General features: G+C 62.9%; 14 protein-coding genes. 5 read left to right on the forward strand and 9 right to left on the reverse strand.

The window, feature by feature from the left end:
• A partial coding sequence (locus ACH2AT_RS08300; protein ID WP_394965130.1) for an ABC transporter permease occupies positions 1-749 on the reverse strand: 749 nt, incomplete at its 3' end.
• 210 nt (positions 750-959) lie between these two features.
• On the opposite strand from ACH2AT_RS08300, the gene ACH2AT_RS08305 reads away from it, so the two are divergent.
• The 3 genes from ACH2AT_RS08305 to ACH2AT_RS08315 are packed head-to-tail and all read left to right on the forward strand — an operon-like array spanning position 960 to position 5,414.
• Positions 960-2,069: a response regulator gene (locus ACH2AT_RS08305; RefSeq protein ID WP_394965132.1), complete on the forward strand. Its 1,110-nt coding sequence runs from the start codon at positions 960-962 to the stop codon at positions 2,067-2,069.
• Entirely contained in the window at positions 2,059-3,849 is a 1,791-nt protein-coding gene (locus ACH2AT_RS08310) for a sensor histidine kinase (RefSeq protein ID WP_394965134.1), read from the forward strand. Before ACH2AT_RS08305 ends, ACH2AT_RS08310 begins: the two co-directional genes overlap by 11 nt.
• Positions 3,846-5,414: a DUF4091 domain-containing protein gene (locus tag ACH2AT_RS08315; protein ID WP_394965136.1), complete on the forward strand. Its 1,569-nt coding sequence runs from the start codon at positions 3,846-3,848 to the stop codon at positions 5,412-5,414. Before ACH2AT_RS08310 ends, ACH2AT_RS08315 begins: the two co-directional genes overlap by 4 nt.
• Positions 5,415-5,565: 151 nt before the next feature.
• On the opposite strand, the gene ACH2AT_RS08320 is transcribed toward ACH2AT_RS08315, so the two are convergent.
• The 7 genes from ACH2AT_RS08320 to ACH2AT_RS08350 all read right to left on the reverse strand — a co-directional run bounded on the left by ACH2AT_RS08320 (position 5,566) and on the right by ACH2AT_RS08350 (position 14,860).
• Positions 5,566-6,276 (reverse strand): alpha/beta fold hydrolase, encoded by a 711-nt coding sequence (locus tag ACH2AT_RS08320; protein WP_394965138.1) that lies wholly within the window; start codon positions 6,274-6,276, stop codon positions 5,566-5,568.
• Between the two features lie 234 nt (positions 6,277-6,510).
• Positions 6,511-7,908, reverse strand: a complete 1,398-nt coding sequence (locus ACH2AT_RS08325) for a sulfatase (protein ID WP_394965140.1) — start codon at positions 7,906-7,908, stop codon at positions 6,511-6,513.
• 31 nt (positions 7,909-7,939) lie between these two features.
• A complete protein-coding gene (gnpA, locus tag ACH2AT_RS08330; RefSeq protein ID WP_394965142.1) occupies positions 7,940-10,111 on the reverse strand; it encodes a 1,3-beta-galactosyl-N-acetylhexosamine phosphorylase in 2,172 nt (723 codons plus the stop codon).
• Positions 10,112-10,149: 38 nt separating this feature from the next.
• Positions 10,150-11,655, reverse strand: coding sequence for a sulfatase-like hydrolase/transferase (locus ACH2AT_RS08335; RefSeq protein ID WP_394965143.1), 1,506 nt, complete (start codon positions 11,653-11,655; stop codon positions 10,150-10,152).
• The gene (locus ACH2AT_RS08340; protein ID WP_394965145.1) at positions 11,652-12,524 is read right to left on the reverse strand and encodes a carbohydrate ABC transporter permease; all 873 of its coding nucleotides are present in this window, start codon (positions 12,522-12,524) and stop codon (positions 11,652-11,654) included. The genes ACH2AT_RS08335 and ACH2AT_RS08340 overlap by 4 nt, the downstream gene beginning before the upstream one ends.
• A gap of 13 nt (positions 12,525-12,537) precedes the next feature.
• Positions 12,538-13,431, reverse strand: a complete 894-nt coding sequence (locus tag ACH2AT_RS08345) for a carbohydrate ABC transporter permease (RefSeq protein WP_394965147.1) — start codon at positions 13,429-13,431, stop codon at positions 12,538-12,540.
• A 100-nt stretch (positions 13,432-13,531) separates the two neighbouring features.
• A complete protein-coding gene (locus tag ACH2AT_RS08350) occupies positions 13,532-14,860 on the reverse strand; it encodes an ABC transporter substrate-binding protein (RefSeq protein ID WP_394965149.1) in 1,329 nt (442 codons plus the stop codon).
• A 552-nt stretch (positions 14,861-15,412) separates the two neighbouring features.
• On the opposite strand from ACH2AT_RS08350, the gene ACH2AT_RS08355 reads away from it, so the two are divergent.
• Complete coding sequence (locus tag ACH2AT_RS08355) at positions 15,413-16,771, forward strand: sulfatase-like hydrolase/transferase (protein ID WP_394965151.1); 1,359 nt, start codon at positions 15,413-15,415, stop codon at positions 16,769-16,771.
• A 45-nt stretch (positions 16,772-16,816) separates the two neighbouring features.
• A complete protein-coding gene (locus tag ACH2AT_RS08360) occupies positions 16,817-17,938 on the forward strand; it encodes an anaerobic sulfatase maturase (RefSeq protein ID WP_330058957.1) in 1,122 nt (373 codons plus the stop codon).
• 71 nt (positions 17,939-18,009) lie between these two features.
• Here the strand turns inward: ACH2AT_RS08360 and ACH2AT_RS08365 are convergent.
• Positions 18,010-18,922: AraC family transcriptional regulator (locus ACH2AT_RS08365; RefSeq protein ID WP_394965152.1), on the reverse strand; the 913-nt coding region annotated here is incomplete at its 5' end.

Here is an 18,922-nt window from a genome sequence, read left to right on the forward strand (position 1 = left end):
GGGTTGTTGCCGGTGACCTGCCAGAACATCTGGAAGTCGCCCTTCATGATGGTGCCGATGGCCAGCAGGAACAGGATGACCACCGTGGGCCGGATGCCCGGCAGGGTGATGTGGCGTATCTTCTGCCACATGTTGGCGCCGTCCAGGTCGGCGGCTTCGTAGAGCTGGCTGTCGATGTTCATGATGCTGGCCAGATACATCACCGTGCCGTAGCCCACGTTCTTGAAGGCGCTCACCGCAATGAGGATGAAGGGCCACACCGCCTTGTTGGAGTAGATGTCCACCGGGTCCAGGCCCAGCGAGTGCAGCAGGGTGTTCACCGCGCCGAACTCGTAGTTGAACATGTTGTAGATGAAGGCCCCCACCACGACCCAGGAGATGAAGTAGGGGAAGAACATCACCGATTGGGTGATCCGCTTGAACCACTTGCCCGCCAGCTCAGAAAGGAGGATGGCGCAGGTGATCTGCAAAAAGGTGTTGACGCAGAGGAACGCCAGATTGTAAAGGATGGTGTTGCGGGTGACGCTCCACGCCTTGCCCGACTGGAAGAAGTACTCAAAGTTCTTGAAGGCCACCCACGGGCTGCCGAAGATGCCGTCGTGGTAGTTGTACTCCTTGAAAGCCAGCACGATGCCGCCCATGGGGATGTAGCACATCAGGATGACCACGATGGCCGCCGGCAGCAGCATCAGCCACTTGACCCGGTTTTCTTTCAGGTCCCGAAGGAGGGGACGTTTGCCGTGCTTCATCTGGCCGGCCTCCTTTGCGCGTTGTTTTGTCCATTACCATCGTAGCAGAGCCGCCGGGGCAAAACAACGGGAGCCGATTATGATAGGAGGGAAAGATTATGTTCTTTTTGTGAATTTTCATCTTTTGCACGAAAATCCATTGAAGCGTAATGAAATTTAGTCTATATTATAGTAGCGATCAACAAAAGCAAAGAAAGCGAGGGAAACGCCGTGGGTTTTTCGGTGCTTGTGGCGGACGATGAAAAGATGCCCCGGGAGATCCTGCGGGACCGTCTGCCCTGGGAAGAATTGAACGTGGAGCGGGTGGACGCGGCCTCGGACGGGGTCGAAGCGCTGGAGCTGGCGCGGCGCCACCGGCCGGACGTCATCATCAGCGACGTGAAGATGCCCCGGATGAACGGTCTGGAGCTGGCGGGGGCGGTGCGGGAGATGTATCCCGAGTGCCAGTTCATCTTCCTCAGCGGCTACACCGACAAGGAATATCTGAAAGGCGCCATCAAGCTGCGGGCCGCCAGCTATGTGGAAAAGCCCATCGACCTGGAGGAGGTGGCCGCCGCTCTGCGCCAGGTCACCGCGGAGCTGAAAAAGAGCCGGCGGCCGGACCCGGACCTTGTGTTCTACCGGGGGGAGGACGGGGACCTTTCCACCCCCGCCAACGGTGAGGTATACGTCTACGACAAGGCGCTGTTCGCGGCGCTGGGCAACCTCATCCGCCACAAGCGCAAGGCAGAGGCGATGGACCTCACCGCCCGCCTCTACCGGGACATCCGCCGCTGCGAGGGCACCCGGCCGGAGGTGGTGCGCAACATCTACTGCCAGATCGTGTTCGCCCTGCTTTCGGCGGCGGAAAACCGCAACATCACCGCCGTCGCCGCCCAGGGGGACTATCTGCTTTACACCGCCGCCAAGCAGCCCACCCTGCGGCAGCTGTGGCAGGCGCTCACCGACGCAATGCAGACCTATTTCCAGGCGGTGGAGAGCAACGCCCAGGACCTGGTGACCCGGGTGGACGGGTATCTGGCCGCCCATCTGGCGGACAGCGGCTTCACCGTGCAGGCCATGGCCTCGGACCTGGGCTTCGTGCACACCTATCTGTGCAGCGCCTACAAGAAGAACAGCGGGCGCACCGTGAACCAGAAGCTCACCGAACTGCGGATGGAACGGGCCAAAGCCCTGCTGGCGGACCCCTCCCGCAAGCTGTACGAGGTGGCCCACGCGGTGGGCTACGCCGACGGCAAATACTTCGTAAAACTGTTCACCAAGGAAGTGGGCATTCCGCCCCGCCTTTACCGGGAGAACCTTTGCTGCCATGAAGAATAAACTGCGCGCCTTCGGGCGCAGCCTGCTGCTGGACGTGGGCCTGCGGGGCAAACTGCTGTGTATCTTTTTTCTGCTTCTGGTGCTGCCGCTGGGGGCCTTCACCCTCTATGCCTTCCACCGGATCAACACCGTCATCGAGGAGCAGACCTACTCTGCCGCCCAGAAAGCCTTTGAAGACACCCACACCGCCGTGGAGGACCTGCTGGGCCGGCTGACCCAGGTGGCGGATATCCTCGCCATGGACCCCTCCCTCTACGCTCTGGCGGCCAGCGACCCCGCCGGCACCAGCTACATCCAGCGCCTGGAGGACCGGGACCGCATCTCCACCACCTTCACCTACCTGCGCTCCATGTCCGGGGTGGACCGGGTGCGCCTGTATGTGAGCAACGACTACCTCTACACCAACTCCGCCGACATCGTCTCGCTGGACTCGGTGATGGGCAGCGACTGGCTTTCCGCCTTTGAAAACGGGGGCGCCGTTGCCTGGTTCGGCCCCGCCGACTTCTCGGACCAGCCGGAGGGCGAGCGGGACTGGTACTCGCTTGTGCGTCTCGTCTACGATCCCAGCCACGTGCAGCAGCCCCTGGCCATCCTGCGGGTGGACGTCGCCGCCGGCCGGGTGGACGCGGCGGTGAGCCGCAGCACCATCACCCAGAACGGCACGGTGCTGCTTTTGAACGGCGCCGAGGTGCTCAGCGCCTCCTCCCCCGAGCGGGCGGCCCAGCTCAGCGGCTCGCTTCCGGCGGATTCTGCCGGGTGGGTGGATGCGGACACCGCCCGGGGGCCCTGCCGCGTGCAGTCGGTGGTGCTGGAGGACTGCGGCTGGACCCTGGCCGCCGCCCTGCCCCGGGACGACATCTTCCGCGCCAGCCGCCAGCTGCGCATGGAGATGCTGGCGGTGGTGGTGCTGCTGGCGGCGGCGTCCTACTTTCTGGCCTACCGGCTCAGCCAGTCCATCACCCGGCGGCTCTATCTGCTCAACGACACCATGCACGCCGTGGAGCTGGGGGACGTGTCCGCCCGGGTGGCGCCCCAGGGCCGGGACGAGATAGGCCAGCTGATGGGCAGCTTCAGCAACATGATGGGCCGCATCGACACCCTGATGGACGAAAAGCTGGAACAGGGCCAGCAGATCAAAGCCCTGGAACTGAAGGCCCTGCAGGCCCAGATCAACCCCCACTTCCTCTACAACTCCCTGGACCTCATCAACTGCACCGCCATCGCCCACAATGTACCGGAGATAAGCCGCATGGTGAACGCCCTGGCCCGGTTCTACCGTCTTTCCCTGAGCCGGGGCAAGGAGGTCATCCCCCTGGCGGACGAACTCAAGCACGCCCGGCTCTATGTGGAGATACAGAACATGCGCTTTGAGGACCGGGTGCGCACCGAATGGGACGTGGAGCCGGGGGTGGAACAGTGCCCCATCATCAAGATCGTCTTGCAGCCCATCATCGAGAACGCCATCATCCACGGCATCTTTGAAAAGCCGGACAAGACCGGCCGCCTGCGCATCGCCGCCTTCCGGCAGGGGCAGGACCTGGTCATCACCGTGGAGGACGACGGCGTGGGCATGGACGAGGAGACCCGTCTGGCCAACTTTTCCGCCAGCGCCTCCAGCGCCAACACCAAGGGCGGCTACGGGGTGCGCAACATCAACGAGCGGCTGCATCTGGCCTACGGGGCGGAGTACGGCCTTTCCTGTGAGAGCGAACTTGGCCGGGGCACCCGGGTGACCATCCGCATCCCGGCCGCGGAAGAAACGGAGGATCAAGCGCAATGAATTTCTGCGTATACGACGACTGCACCTGGCTTTATCCGGACAGCCCCCTCGCCGGCCCGCAGGCGGCGAGGCTGGACGCGCCCCGGGGCGGCCACGCCGCCTTTCAGCTGCTGGTGGACAAAGGCGGGGAGTGCCGCCTCACCTTCCACTGGATGACCCCCGGCGGGCCGCCGGTGAGCCTTTACCGCCTTGTGCCGGTGGGGGTGAACGAGAACACCGCCCCCACCCTGATGACCACCACCGACTACGCCGCCTGCCGGGACTATGTGACCCGCGCCGCGCCCTTTGAGGTGTACGACGCGATGGCTCCCTGCGCCTTCGGCGAAGCCGTGCCGGGGCCGGCCTTCTACCTCTGCGCGGAGCCGGCCCACCGCCAGGTGCCGGGGCTTTATTCCGGCGAGCTGACGATAGAGCGGGAAGGGGAGCGGGCGGTGTGCCCGGTGGAGTGCCGGGTGTACGCCGCCCGGGTGCCCGCCGCCGGCGAGGGCGTTTTCAGCATGCTCAACTTCTTCTGCTACGAGAACATCGCCGCCCAGCACGGGGCCGCCGAGGGCAGCCGGGAGTGGCGGCGGCTGATGCGCCGCTACATCCGGGCCCAGCTGGACATGCGCTGCACCCACATCCTGCTGCCCTCGGGCCGGCCGCTGACGGAGGACGGGCGGCTCGTGGGGTTCGATTTCTCCCTGGCGGAGGAGGTGGGCCGCATCGCCCTGGAAGAGGGCGCGCCGAAGCTGTGCGGCGGACATGTGGCCCACTGGCACGAATGGACCGATCCGGAGTATTACCCCTTCTGGGACCAGGAGCTGCCCCTTTCCGGGGAAGAGGGATATTTTCAGCTGAGGATGTACTTTTCCCAGTGGGCGCGGGTGATAAACAAAAACGGCTGGCACAAACGGATGACCCAGGCGCTGGCGGACGAGCCCCAGGTGCACAACGCCGTGGGCTACCGGATGCTGGCGGCGGTGTGCCGCAAGTTTCTGCCCGGCGTGCCCATCCTGGACGCGGTGGAGACCACGAATCTCGGCGGCGGGGTGGACGTCTGGGTGCCCAAGCTGGACACCTGGGAAAAGCACGAACAGGCCTTCCGCCGTCTGCAGGCGGCGGGGGAGGAGATGTGGTTCTACACCTGCGCCTTCCCCGCGGGGCGGGCGGTGAACCGCTCCATGGACCTGCCCCTCACCGTCAGCCGGGGGCTGCTGTGGCTGGCCGCCCGGGAACAGTTCAGCGGCTACCTCCACTGGGGCTTCAACTACTACATCGGCCCGGACATCTGGCACAGCGCCTGCTGCCCCCACAAGGGCGCGCTGCTGCCCGCCGGGGACGCCCACATCGTCTACCCCGGCCCCGACGGTCCCTGGCGCAGCCTGCGCTTTGAGGCCCAGCGGGGCGGCGCGGAGGACTGCGAGCTGCTGCGCCTTCTGCAGCGGACGGACCCCGGGGCGGTGAAGGCCCTGACAAAAGAGGTGTGCGCCTCCTCCACCGCCTACACCGCCGACGGCGGGACGCTGCTGGCCGCCCGCCGCCGCCTTCTGGAAAAGTTGGAGGGTGAAACGGCCGCCTGCTGACGGCGCTTTTCCCCGAAAAACAGAATGCGCGGTTTTCTTGCGGTCCCGGGCCTTTCCCACACGGAAGAAAAAGAGCGTCCCGATGCCCAAAGGCATCGGGACGCTCTTTTTGTCTGTTTTGACGGGCCGCGCCGCCGGGAGACCGGCCCCCTCAGCCCGCCCGGGCCAGGAATTCTTCGATGGCCGCCACGGTCTGCGCCTGCTGTTCCTCCGCGGAGATGGCGGCGGGCAGGTCCCCTTTCTGGGGGCCGTAGTTGCCGAACTGGGCGTGGTTGCCGTCCTCGATCTCCACGATGTTCTCGGTGTAGTCGATGTGGTCCTCCACGCTCTGGTTCAGCGAGCCGTAGACGGTGAGGGTCTTTTCGTCGGGATAGTCCCCGTAGATGTAGGCTCCCAGCAAGATCAGGCCGTCCACCTCCTCCGGGTGCTTTGAGGCAAAATCCGAGGCCATGGCCCCGCCCATGGAGTGGCCCGCCACATACCAGTGCTCTATCTGCGGGAACAGGGGGAACACATCCTGGGCCGCGCCGGGGTCAAAGATGGCCATGTTGAAGGGCATGTGCACCAGCACGCAGGTGACGCCGGTCCGGCGGATGCGGTCCAGCAGGGGCAGATAGGCCTCGGCCTCCACCTTTGCGCCGGGATAAAAGACGATGCCGGTGTCGGAGGGCACCGAGGGTGACAGGATGGTGAAGTCCCCCTCCACCGTGATACCTGTGCCCCGGGCCATCACCTCCAGCGCCACATCTTCCGCCCGGTAATAGTCCGACACGTACCAGAAAAAGGCCCCCGCGCACAGCGCGGCCACCGCCGCCGCGACGCCCGCCGCTGCCAGCAGCTTTTTTCGGACCGAATGTTTCATGCGTCCATCCCCCTCATCCTGTTATATGCCGCCGCTGCGGCATTGCGTGCAAAGTCCATAGCAGCCGTTTTGCCGCTATTATACCACACCTTTGGCGGCCGCGGCAGTCCGGACGCGCCCCAAAGCAGGACCGGCCCGCCAAACAACGGCAGAACGCCCCCGGCCGGCGGCCGGAGGCGCTCTGCAAAAGATGTCTGCGTTCGGTTTTTATGGAGGAAGTTTTTTACCGTCCGCTCATTTGAAATCCGGGTTGGGCGTTGGGAACGCCGCGTCGCAGTCCCGCAGCCAGCCGGCCAGCATGCCGTGGAAGCGCTCCACCAGGTCCGGGTGCCGGGCCGCCACGTCCTTCTTTTCGGCCACGTCGGTCTCCAGGTCGAACAGATGGCGGCTGTTGTCCTCATAGAACTCGATGTACTTCCACCGGCCGCTGCGCAGGGAGGAGCCGGGCGTGCCGCCCTGGTTGCCGTAGTGGGGATAGTGCCAGTAAACGGCCTCCCGGTCCAGGCTGTCCTCTTTGCCCAGCAGCAGCCCGGCAAGGCTCACGCCGTCCACATGCTGCTGCGGCTGCAGCGGCAGGCCCGCCAGCTCCAGCAGGGTGGGGTAGAAGTCCGGGCTGGTGGTGATCTCGTGGCTCACCGCCCCCGCCGGGATATGGCCGGGCCACACCACGGCCAGCGGCTCCCGCACGGCGCCCTCGTACATCCAGCCCTTGCCCTCCGAAAGAGGGTAGTTGCAGGTGGGGGAGCCCTCGGCGGTGGCAAGGCCGCCGTTGTCGGAGGTGAAGATGACGATGGTGTCCTCTTCCAGGCCCTCCTGGCGCAGGGTCTCCACCAGCTGGCCCACCGTCTGGTCCATGGAATAGATCATGGCGGCGTACACCGGGTCGGACTGGATGGTGCGCCGCACCACCCGCTGGTCCTTTTTGGCCTCGATGGGGAAGTGCTCGCCCACCTCGAAGGGGTCCAGCTTGTCCAGGCCCATCTTCCGGCTCTTCTCCTCAAAATAGGCCACCAGGTCCGCCGGCGCCTGCATGGGCGCGTGGACGGCGTAGTGCCAGAAATTCAGGAAGAAGGGCTTTGTCTTGTCCCGCTCGCGGATGAGGCGCACCGCCTCGCTGCCCAGCCGCCGGGTGAGGTACTCGCCCTCCGGTCCGTCGGTGAGGGTCTCCATCTGGTAGGGGCTGAAATAGCCGTGGGCGGGGTGGCCCCAGAAGCAGCCGCCGATGTTCACGTCAAAGCCGTGCTTTTCCGGGTAGGTCTCGTTTTTGCCCAGATGCCACTTGCCCAGGTGCCAGGTCTGGTACCCGGCGTCCTTCAGGCTGGCGGCCAGGGAGTGCTCTGTCAGCGGCAGCCCTTTGATGTAGGGCGCGTCGATCAGCTTGCCCTTGCAGGGGTGGTAGTTCCCGTGGTCGATCCAGTCGGTGAGGTGCAGCCGGGCCGGGTATTTGCCCGAGAGGATGCTCGCCCGGCTGGGCGAGCAGACGGGGCAGGCGGCGTAGGCATTGTCGAAGGACATGCCCCGCTGGAACAGCCGGTCGATGTTGGGCGTCTCGTAGAATTTGCTGCCCTGGCAGGACAGGTCCATCCAGCCCAAATCGTCCAGCAGGATCATAACGATGTTAGGATGTGCCATTTGTTTTTCCCCTTCCCATTGGCGGCGGGGCTCAGATCTCGTACCAGCGGATCTCGTTGGCCGCCATGTCCAGCTCAAAGCTGGCGCCGTCGCCGGTGTAAACGGTGGTGTGCTGCGGCTCGTAGGTGTTGTTCACCACGCAGTACTTGCCGTTTTTCACATAGGCGTGCACTTCCACATTGTAGTTGGAGCTGAACCACTTGTGCAGCTCGCCCTCGCTGTGGCTGGCCCACAGGATGCTGCGGTAGAGCACGCGGCTGTTCTCAAAGCTGTAGGGCAGGCCGCTGATGTAGACCGTGCGGCCGGCGCCGTACTCGTTGGCCGCCATCTGCACTTCCTTGTCCTTCTGCACCAGCACCTGAGCGCCTTCCAGCGCGTAGATGCTCTTCTTGCCCTCGCCGAAGTCCACCTCGTCCTTCACGTCCGCCAGGATGAAGTGGCCGGGATGCTCCTCCCAGTTGTACTTGTCGTAGTTCAGGGTCATGCCCGTCTCTTTTTCCACGCCCAGCGCAGACGCAAGCTGCAGGTAGTGGCCCTGGTACTGGTGGCCGGAGGGCTCGCCCACGCCGATGAAGCCGCCGCCCCGGCGGATGAAGCCCCGGATGGCCGCCGACACAGCCGGGTCCTCCCAGACCGCGCCGCCGGTGTGGGCGGTGTCGCCGTCGCCCACGTTCACCAGCACGTCCACCTCGTTCAGGATGGACGGGTCCGCCTTGACATCGTCAAAGCTGATGAACCGCACGTCGAAGGGCGCGCCGGACAGCGCCTCGATGACGCCGGCGTAGCTGTAGTTCTGCTTCTGATACAAAGCGTGGTGCACCATATGGCAGCCCCAGCTGCGGGCCTTGCCCCAGCTGTTCAGCACCGCCACCGTCTTGATGCAGTAGGCGGTGGTGCCCTTGGCGTTCTCGTAGAGTTCGCGGAACTCGTTGCACACGCTCTCCACATAGTCGATGAATTCAGGGAACTCCAGAGCCAGTTTCAGATAGCCGCCGTAGCCGATGCGGTCCACCGGCTTGCGCAGGATAGCCCGCCGCGCAGTGACCCAGTTTTCCTTGGCTTCCTTCACCGGGTCGCCGCCCTCGTGGAAGGTGTCGGGGAAGAAGTAGGGCAGGAAGCGGCCCTCGGTGTATTTCACGCCGGGGATGTCGCTGATGAGGCGCAGGGTGCTGCCATTGCCCACGCTGCCCACCACCGCGTCCAGCCCGATGGAGGCGAACTCCGGCATGTAGGGCTCGGTGCCGATCCAGTGGTCGCCCAGGAACATCATGGCTTCCTTGCCCAGCTCGTGGGTGATGTCCACCATCTCCTTGGCCAGCTTTGCCACCTCGCGCCGCTGGAAGGCCATGAAGTCCTTGAACTCCTTGCTGGGCACACGGTACTGGTTGTTGTAGTAGCCCTGGTCGATGATGTACTCGGGGCGGAACTTATAGCCCACTTCTTTCTCAAACTGCTCCAGGATGTAGGGGGACACGGAGGCGGAATAGCCGTACCAGTCCACATACTTCTCCCGCTTGAGCTTGTCGAACACCAGGGTGAACTGGTGGAAGAAGGTGGTGTAGCGGATGACGTTCACATAGGGGTGCTCGGCGATGTACTTGCGCAGGCGCTCCATGGTGAACTTGTGGGTCTTGGGCTGGCGCACGTCGAAGGTGATCTGGTGCTCAAAGTCCTTCCAGTCGTTGGTCACCGCGTTGTACATGTGCACGGGGTCCCAGATGAGGTAGGCCAGAAAGCTCACGGTGTACTCGTGGTAGGCCTCGGGCGCGGGAATGACCACGCAGCCGGCGGCCTCGTCGTAGCTCCAGGCGTCGGCGGGCAGCGGCTGGCCGGTGGTGCGGTCCATGACCTCCCACCAGCGCTTGACGTCGTCCCGGGTGTTGACCTGCATCAGCTCCTCCGAGATGCCCTGCATCAGGGGGATGCGCAGCTCCCCGCCGTCGGAGGTGTAGAAGCCGGTCATGATGTAGCACTGCTGCACCTCGTCCGGGTTCGCCTTGGCCCAGGCGTTGTCCTTCCGGGTGGTGTAGTAGGTGGAGTAGATCTTCGCCCCCACCTTGGTCAGTTCCTCGGGGAACTCGGTGCCGTCACAGTCGCGGATGGCGTCCGCCCCCCAGCGCTTCAAGATCTCAATAGTCTGGGGCACAACGTCCAGATTGGTGGGGATCGTCACGCGCCCCGTTTTCAGAGTGTTTTCGCTCATCTCTCGTCCTCCGCAAAGTCAGTTTGAAAATTGCCGGTTCAGCCGCCCGGCTTTATCTGGGCCTTTTTCTTCATGCGGACCAGGCCCTCCGGCACAAGGCCGGTGTCGTAATCCAGCTGGAGTTTTTCATAGTCCGGCTCGCTGCGCTGGCGGGTGCAGCCGGTGTAGTCCCAGGTGGCCTTGGCCGCCTGGTCGTTCCAGGGCCGGCGCTCCCAGCAGTAGCCCCGCAGCGGGTCCCGCACGTCGTTCATGTGGGCCAGCAGGCGCTGCAGCAGCCCGGCGCGCACCTCGAAGAGCGCCGGGTCGTTCAGCCGGTTGGTCATTTCGTAGGGGTCCGTTTCCAGGTCATACAGTTCGTCCTCCGAGAGGAGGTTGAGCACCAGCTTGTAGCGCCCGTCATAGATGCAGCGCATGGGCTGGAAGCCGCCGAAGCCGTCGTGGTCGGTCTCGTAGCGGCCGAATTCGATGAACACGTCCCGCGAGGCGGGCCGCTCGCCCTCCATCAGGGGCAGCAGGCTCTCGCCCTGCAGCATCATGGGCTTGTTTTCAAAGCCGAAGAAGTCCCAGATGGTGGGGGCGATGTCGATGTGGGAGACCGGCGTGTCGATCTCGCCTTTGCCGAAGCCCCGCAGGATCATGGGCACATGGCAGATCTCCTCGTAGGCGGCGGGGCCCTTGGCGTACATGCTGTGGGATTCCAGCATGTCGCCGTGGTCGGTGGTGTAGAGCACCGCCGGCCGGTCGGCCTGCTCGTTGATGGCGGCCACCACCCGGCCGATCTCATAGTCCACAAAGCTGTTGCAGCCGAACAGCGCCCAGGCGTTCAGCCGCAGGGCCTCCCGGTCCTGGAAGCGCCGCGGCCCGGACCAGACCTGCTGGTGGACGGGCTTGTTTTCCAGCGTGTCGTAGACGTTGGGGCGCTTGGGCATGTCGTAGTCCCGGTACATGGAGGCGTAGGGCTGGGGGCACAGGGAGGGGCCGTGGGGCTCGTCGAAGCTCACCACCAGGAAGTAGTCCTCGTCGGCGTGGCTGCGGATGAAGTCCACCGCCCGGGAGGCGCACCGGTGGGCAAAGGTGAACTCCTCCGGGATGTCCTCCTTTTCCATGGTGCTGGTCTGGCGGGACTTATAGCGCTCCTTGTCGGTGAGCTCCTCCAGATAGTTGCGCATGTCGTACCACACGTCGGGGTCCCAGCCTTCGGGGGCGGTGCCCAGGCCGAAGTAGTCGCCGCCGTCCAGGTGCCACTTGCCGATGTAGCCGGTGTAAACGCCCTTGTCGGCCAGGCGCTGGCCGATGGTGCGCACGTTCAGCCCCGGGGCCACGCAGTTGGTGTAGGAGCCGTTGATGCAGGGGTACTGGCCGGTGAAGATGGCGGAGCGGGCCGGCCCGCAGACCGGCTGCACCGTGTAGGCCTTGTTGAACTTGACGCCCTCGGCGGCCAGCGCGTCGATGTTGGGCGTTTTGATGCCCACGTCCTGGTAGCAGCTGACCATGTCCAGCCGCTGGGTGTCGGTCATGATCAGCACGAACTGCTTTTTGCTCATTCCTTGATGCCACCTCCGGTGACGCCGGCAATGATCTTTTCCGACAGGAACAGGTACAGGATGAAGGTGGGCACCACCACGATCATCACCGAGGCGAACAGCTCGGCCCATTTGCCGTTGGTGGACATGGCCTGGATGAGGCTGTAAAGGCCGTAGGCCAGGGGACGCACCTCGCTGCTGGTGGCAAAGATCATGGCCACAAAGAATTCGTTCCAGATGTTCACGAAGAGGAAAATGCCCACCGTGATGATGCCCGGCTGCGCCAGGGGCAGCATGATCTTGAAGAAGGTCTTGATGGGGGTGCAGCCATCCACCGCCGCCGCCTCCTCAAAGGTGCGGGAGAGGGTGGCGAAGAAGTTGAGCAAAAAGAAGGTGCAGAAGGGCACGTTCAGGCAGATGTACAGCACCAGCAGGGTCAGGTGCTTGTTGAGCAGGTCGTACTTCACCGCGATGGAATAAAGGGGCAGCACGACCATGATCTGCGGGATGCTCAAAAACAGCACCAGCAGGTTGGTGAGGACCTTGTTGTAGAAGAACTTGAAGCGGCTGAGGGCATAGGCGCAGGGGGCCGAGAGGAGCAGGGCGCCGCTCACGCCGAAGCCTGCGTAGATCAGGCTGTTGAGGAAGTATTTGCCCATGTTGCCCTTGGTCCAGGAATAGATGTAGTTTTCAAAATGCAGGCCGCTCTGAAGCATCTGGTTGGAGAAGATCTCCTTGGTCGTGGAAAAGGACGCGGCAACGATCCAGCTCAGCAGCGCCACCTCAAAGAGCACCCACAAGACCAGAATAATGTAGCCGGGAAGCAATCGGGCTTCTTTTTTCACATTCAGCGGCTCGACATACTTCTCCGCTTTTCTTTTCTTGCTCACAGATAATCCCTCCTTAGAACGTGATCTCGTCGCCTTTGAAGATGCGGCTGATGATCGCAAAAGCCACGCCGGCGGCGAGCATCACCATGACGCAGATGGCCGCGCCCAGGCCGGCATTGGTCTCGGTGTAGGCGGAGGCCATGTCGCCGAAGGTGGTGCGGATCATGTAGTACATGGGGGTCATGATCTGGGCGGAAGCGTCGCGGTTGCTGGAGAACATCTGCGACCAGATGTAGAAGCCCAGGGTGCCGGTGGTCCACAGGGTCAGGGTGGTCTTGAACACGCCCTTGAACAGCGGCAGGGTGATGTGGAAGAAGGAATGGACGCCGGAGGAACCGTCGATCTTGGCGGCCTCGAAAATATCCTGGGGGATCTTTTCGATCTCGGCGATGTAGATCAGCATGTAGTAGCCCACCGCGCCGAAGCAATAGGCCACCATCATGGCCAGGAACAGATGGTCCGGCGAGGTCCACTGGAACTGGGCCATGGAGTCCCAGCCGATGGCCGCGAAGATGTTGTGGAACAGGCCCCAGTTGGCGTTGTAGGCATAGTGGATCCACATGTTGGCCAGGGCCACCGCCGAGATGATGTTGGGCAGGTAGATGGCCGCGCGCCAGAACGACTTGCCGCGCACGCCGGAGGTGAGGATCACCGCAAAGAGCATGGCGATGCACATGATAACGAGGCCGCCGAACACCCAGATCTTCGCAAAGGTGACCCAGGTCTGGCGGAACAGCGGTGTGCCGAGAAGCTGCGTATAGTTCGACACGCCGACGAACGACCACTCGGACATTTTGCTCACCACGTTATCAATGGTGAAAAAACTCATAAGGATGGTCCGGATCACGGGATACACAAAGACCAGCGCGATCGCGATCATGGCAGGGATCGTGAAGACCGCGATCATTATGTTTCTGCTTCTTGATTTCATGCTTGTCCCTCCGCAACAATGGAGCATTTTACGCAAAATGCGGCGGCAGAGTCTGCCGCCGCAAAATAGACCTTGATTATTTGCCGGTCACAGCCGATTTGCAGGCCGCGAGGAAAGAAGCTGCGTCGGTCTGACCGCCCAGCAGTTTCTGGACCTGCTCTTTGTAGATGGGGGTGAAGTCGGCGTTGTACTGGATGCCGAAGCCGTAAGGCACGTTGGTGGTGGTGGAGTTCAGCACGCCCTTGGCGCACTCCAGCATGGCGGGCCACTCGGTGTCGCTGGCAGAGGGGATGGAGTTGGTCTGCTCGCTCATCATCTGGTCGTACTTGCCGGTGGTGCAGAAGGAAGCGAAGTAGAAGGCCAGCTCGGGATCGGTGGCGTTCTTGGCCACCTGCATGGCCTGCATGCCGATGGTGTTCACGTCGATGCCGTACTCGGAGCCTTCAGGCGCGGGGAAGGCAAAGCAGCCCCAGTTGAACTCGTCGCCGGTGATCTCCTTGACCTCGTTCAGCATGTAGGAGCCCACCAGATACATGGTGGCGTTGCCCATGGCGACCTCATTCTGGCCGGCGGGGTACTTGTTGGAGGCGGAGTTCACGCTCATGTAGCCCTTGTCCCACAGCTCCTGCATGGCGTTGGCGGCCTCCACCACAGCGGGATCGTCCCACAGGGTGCCCTCAGAATCGGAGATCAGCTGGCCGATGAAGTCCAGGCCCTTCAGGCGGCCCAGATAGCTGGCGAAGGGAAGCACCACGTATCCGTCGTCAACAGACAGCGGGGTGAAGCCGGCGTTCTTCAGGGTCTCGCAGACGTCCAGGAACTCGTCCCAGGTCTCGGGCTCTTTGGTGATGCCGGCGGCCTCGAACTGGTCCTTGTTGTAGAACATGCCGATGACGGTGGGGGTGTAGGGCACGGCCAGGATCTCATCGGTGCCGCCGGCGCTCTTCACCGCTTCCATCAGGGTGGGGTTGGCCACGTCGTTGTAGGTCTTGCCGTCCAGAACGGGGTTCTCGGCGGCCATCAGCTCGGTCAGGTCATAGCCGTAGCTGGCGTAGTTGGGCAGAACGGCGTCCACGGGAGAATCCCACAGGTCGTACTGACCGGCGTCCAGGCTGGCCTGGATGGTCTTGCGCACGTCGCGGCCCATCCAGTCAACGGTGATCTCCACGTCGGGATACAGGGTGGTGAATTCCTCGATGGCAGCCTTGATCACGTCGGCCTGCGCCTCGGTCTCGCTCCACATGGAAGCGTAGCGGATGGTACCGGACAGGGTGCCGGCAGCCGGCTGGGAAGCGCCGGAAGCAGGGGTGGAAGTGCCCGCGCTCTGGCTGGTGCCTGTTCCTCCGCAGGCGACGAGCCCGATCGAAAGAGCAGCCGCCAAAATGAGAGACAATGCCTTTTTCATATTGGGAGTCCTCCTTTTTAATAAAACGTGCTGCCGAATTCTTGGCAGACTTTATATTTTTACTATATATAACTTGCGGTTCTTCGTCAATATACATTAGTCACAAAGTTCAGATAAATTAATTGTCAAAATCGCCCCTTGCAAAAAAACGCTGTAATATAGCTGTAAACAGCGGTTTCTCCTCCTTCGGCATTTTGAGGCAGAGCCGCTGCCGCCGCGGTTCCAGGCCGAAAAAACGATAACGCCCCGCGGAAGGCGCAGCAAGAAATATTAATCATCGCAAAAGCAGTACAATCCACCTGCGGCCCCGTTTTTATGGGCGGGAAGGGGTTTGACGGTGTTTTCACAAGGTTTGCCGCCTTTTTTCGCCAAAACCGCCCGCGCAACAGCCGGGAGCCAACAAACAACAAATAATCAATGACAGCCCCCAAAAGCAAATGTTATAATGAAAAAAACGCCCGAAAAGCCAACGTTTTGGGCGTTCGTTTGCTTTTTGGCGGCAGCCGCCGGGCGGCTCAAAACAGGCATATTATAATAAGGAGTTGTTATCCCATGGCATACAACATCATTTTTTATTTCACCGATCAGCAGCGCTGGGATACCTGCGGCTGCTTCGGCCAGCCGCTGGACATCACTCCAAATCTGGACCGGCTGGCCCGGGAGGGCGTGAAGTTCAACAATGCCTTCTCGCCCCAGCCGGTGTGCGGCCCCTGCCGCGCGCTGTTCCAGACCGGCCGTTACGCCACCGACACCGGCTGCTTCCGCAACAACATCATGCTGCCCGCCAACGTCAAAACGCTGGCGAACTATCTGGAGGAGGCCGGCTACGAGACGGCGTATGTGGGCAAGTGGCATCTGGCCAGTGACGGCGACATGGACGGCCACAACACCGTGGACCACACCGTGACCGCCGTGCCCCGGGAGCTGCGGGGCGGCTACACCGGCTACTGGCGGGTCGCGGATGTGCTGGAGTTCACCTCCCACGGCTACGACGGCTATGTCTTTGACGAAAACGACCGGCGCATCGATTTCAAGGGCTACCGGGCGGACCGCATCAACGACATGGCCCTGGAATTCCTGGATGTGCGCGACGAGACAAAGCCCTTCTTCATGACCATTTCCCAGATCGAGCCCCACCACCAGAACGACCGGGGCCACTACGAGGGGCCGGTGGGCTCCAAAGAGCGCTTCAAGAACTTCGTTCTGCCCCACGACCTGGAGGTGCTGGGGGGCAACGCCGCCGAGGAATACCCCGACTACCTGGGCCAGTGCGCCAGCCTGGACGAGAACCTGGGCCGCCTGGTGGAGCGGCTGAAGGCCAAGGGCCTTTACGACAACACCGTCATCCTCTACGCCTCCGACCACGGCTCTCACTTCAAGACCCGCAACAGGGACGCGCACCTGAACGGCGGCGACGACTACAAGCGCACCTGCCACGACAGCGCCCTGCACGTTCCCCTGGTGATCGCGGGCGGCCCCTTCCGGGGCGGCGTGGCGGTGGAGGAGCTGGTGAGCACCGAGAGCCTGCCCAAGACCATCCTGGCCCTGGCGGGGGTGGACGTGGGGGACGCCATGATCGGCGAGGACCTGCTGGACGTGGTGCAGAAGAAGGAGCCCGGCCGGCCCGACCGGGTGTTCGCCCAGATCTCCGAGAGCCGGGTGGGGCGCTGCGTGCGCACGCCGGACTATCTCTATTCCGTCTACGCCCCCGGCAAGGACGGCGGCAAGACCGCCGCGTCGGACGTCTACGCCGACGACTTCCTCTATGACCTGAAGGCCGACCCCTGGCAGCTGCACAATGTGGTGGACGACCCCGCCTATGCCGACGCGAAGCGGCAGCTGCGCGGCTGGCTGCTGGACTGGATCGAAAAAGCGGAAGGGTACCGCCCCGCCATTCTGGACGAAGAATGAGCCGCGGCGGGCCGGCCGCCTATAAACACTAAGGAAGTGAACCGAATGCCCCCTGTCAACGTTCTCATCAAGCCCGCCTCCTCCGCCTGCAACATGACCTGCGCCTACTGCTTTTACCGGGACGTGGCCAGCCACCGGCAGGAAGGCTTTCAGGGGATGCTCTCGCCGCGGCTCATGGAAGAGGTGGTCGCCGGCGCGATGGAGTTTGCCGAGCACAGCTGCTCCTTCCTCTTTCAGGGCGGCGAGCCCACCCTGGCCGGGCTGGATTTTTACCGGCAGGTGGTGGAGCTGGTCAAAAAGCACGAAAAGCCGGGGGTGAAGGTCAGCTACGCCATCCAGACCAACGCCTTCCGGCTGGACGAGGAATGGTGCGCCTTTTTCAAGGAGCACGATTTTCTGGTGGGCGTCTCGCTGGACGGGCCGGCGGAGCTGCACAACCTCAACCGCACCGACCCGGCGCAGAACGGCACCTTCAACGACGTCATGCGCTCGGTGGCTCTGCTGAAAAAGCACGGGGTGACCTTCAACATCCTGTGCGTGCTGACGGGCAAAAACGCCCGCAGCATCGAGCGCATCTACCGCTTTTTCCGCAAGCAGGGGCTGGACCACATCCAGTTCATCCCCTGCCTGGAGCCGCTGGGCCAGGAGCGCGGGCGGGAGCGGTACCATCTTTCCGTGGAGGAATACGGCGAGTTCCTCATCCGCGTGTTCGACCTGTGGTTCCAGGACCTGCTCAGCGGGCAGTATGTGAGCATCCGCCACATCGACAACTGGCTGCAGATCCTGCTGGGGGGCCAGCCCGAGGCCTGCGGCATGGTGGGCAGGTGCTCCATCCAGTTCGTGGTGGAAGGGGACGGCGGCGTGTACCCCTGCGATTTTTACGTGCTGGACGAACTGCGGCTGGGCACGGTGGGGGAGAACTCCTTCGCCGAGATGGCCCAAAGCGCCGCCGCACGGCAGTTTTTGCAGTGTTCGACACCGGTGCCGCCGGAGTGCGCCCGCTGCCGCTGGTACGTGCTGTGCCGCAACGGCTGCCGCCGGGACCGGCTGACCGGCGCGGACGGCCTGCCGGGGCGCTCCTGCTACTGCGACGCTTTGCAGCGGTTCTTCCGCGAGCGGGCCGGCCGCCTGCAGCAGGCCGCCGCCATCCTGGCGCGCTGGCGCTGAGCCGCTTTTTCCAAAAGCGAAACCGTCCCCCCGCCGGGCATCCGGCAGGGGGACGGTTTTTTCTGTGTGGTTCACTGGGAGACCGGGGAGCCTTTTTCCTCCGCGTCCTCCCGGGCGGGCTCTTCCTGCGCGCCGCCGATGAGCTTGTTCTGGGCCATGACCCGGTATTTCGCCGGGCTCATCCCCTCCGCTTTGCTGAAGCGCTGGGAGAAGTAGCCCAGCGACGAGAAGCCGGTGATCGAGGCGATCTGCTTGATGGCGAAATCCGTTGTGCGCAACAGATACTTGCTCTCCTCCAGCCGCAGCGTCTGGACGTACTGGATGGGGGACATCCCGTAGCTCTGGCTGAAAATGTGGGCCAGATAATACTTGTTGACCTGGATCTTCTGGGCCAGCTGGTCCAGCGCGATGTCCTCACGGAAATGGGCGTCGATGTATTCCTTCGCCGCGGCGGCCTTGTTCTGGTGGGTCAGGTCGGCCTCCTGCACGCGGGAGGTGATGTTGGTCTGCCGCATCAGGCAGATGAGCAGGATGTCCAAAAGATGGCCGCACACTTCCTCGTAGTCGTTCTTCTTGTTCTTGGCCTCCTGCAGCATGGCCAGCAGATACCGCTGGATCTCCTCGGCGGCTTCGTTGAAGTGGATGATGCTGAAATCCTGCTTCGGGTCCAGTTCGGCGCTCATCTTTATCCCGCGGATGCCGAGCACGATGTATTCCAGCGGGTCGTCCACCATGCTGGTCTCCGTGTGTTCGATGTTCGGGTTCAGGATCACCATGTCCCCCACGGACACCTTATAATAGGAATCCCGTATCTGGAATTTGCCCGCACCGCCGATGACATAAAACACTTCGGTGAAATTGTGCGTGTGGGGGAAGCTGTACCAGTCGCCATTATATTTTGCGGAACTGATGTATAAAAGTTTGGCTCCCGAATTATGCAGCTGAAATTCCCGTTCTGTAAAATCGTAGCGATCTGTGCTCATA

Source organism: Candidatus Allofournierella excrementigallinarum (assembly GCF_944388085.1).
GTDB classification, from domain to species: domain Bacteria; phylum Bacillota; class Clostridia; order Oscillospirales; family Ruminococcaceae; genus Allofournierella_A; species Allofournierella_A excrementigallinarum.

What these genes read in the sequence shown, in the direction of transcription:
- ACH2AT_RS08310 (WP_394965134.1), top strand. Translation starts at nt 2,059, where the DNA reads ATGAAGAATAAACTGCGCGCCTTCGGGCGCAGCCTGCTGCTGGACGTG.
- ACH2AT_RS08315 (WP_394965136.1), top strand. Translation starts at nt 3,846, where the DNA reads ATGAATTTCTGCGTATACGACGACTGCACCTGGCTTTATCCGGACAGC.
- ACH2AT_RS08320 (WP_394965138.1), bottom strand. Translation starts at nt 6,276, where the DNA reads ATGAAACATTCGGTCCGAAAAAAGCTGCTGGCAGCGGCGGGCGTCGCG.
- ACH2AT_RS08325 (WP_394965140.1), bottom strand. Translation starts at nt 7,908, where the DNA reads ATGGCACATCCTAACATCGTTATGATCCTGCTGGACGATTTGGGCTGG.
- gnpA (WP_394965142.1), bottom strand. Translation starts at nt 10,111, where the DNA reads ATGAGCGAAAACACTCTGAAAACGGGGCGCGTGACGATCCCCACCAAT.
- ACH2AT_RS08335 (WP_394965143.1), bottom strand. Translation starts at nt 11,655, where the DNA reads ATGAGCAAAAAGCAGTTCGTGCTGATCATGACCGACACCCAGCGGCTG.
- ACH2AT_RS08345 (WP_394965147.1), bottom strand. Translation starts at nt 13,431, where the DNA reads ATGATCGCGGTCTTCACGATCCCTGCCATGATCGCGATCGCGCTGGTC.
- ACH2AT_RS08350 (WP_394965149.1), bottom strand. Translation starts at nt 14,860, where the DNA reads ATGAAAAAGGCATTGTCTCTCATTTTGGCGGCTGCTCTTTCGATCGGG.
- ACH2AT_RS08355 (WP_394965151.1), top strand. Translation starts at nt 15,413, where the DNA reads ATGGCATACAACATCATTTTTTATTTCACCGATCAGCAGCGCTGGGAT.
- ACH2AT_RS08360 (WP_330058957.1), top strand. Translation starts at nt 16,817, where the DNA reads ATGCCCCCTGTCAACGTTCTCATCAAGCCCGCCTCCTCCGCCTGCAAC.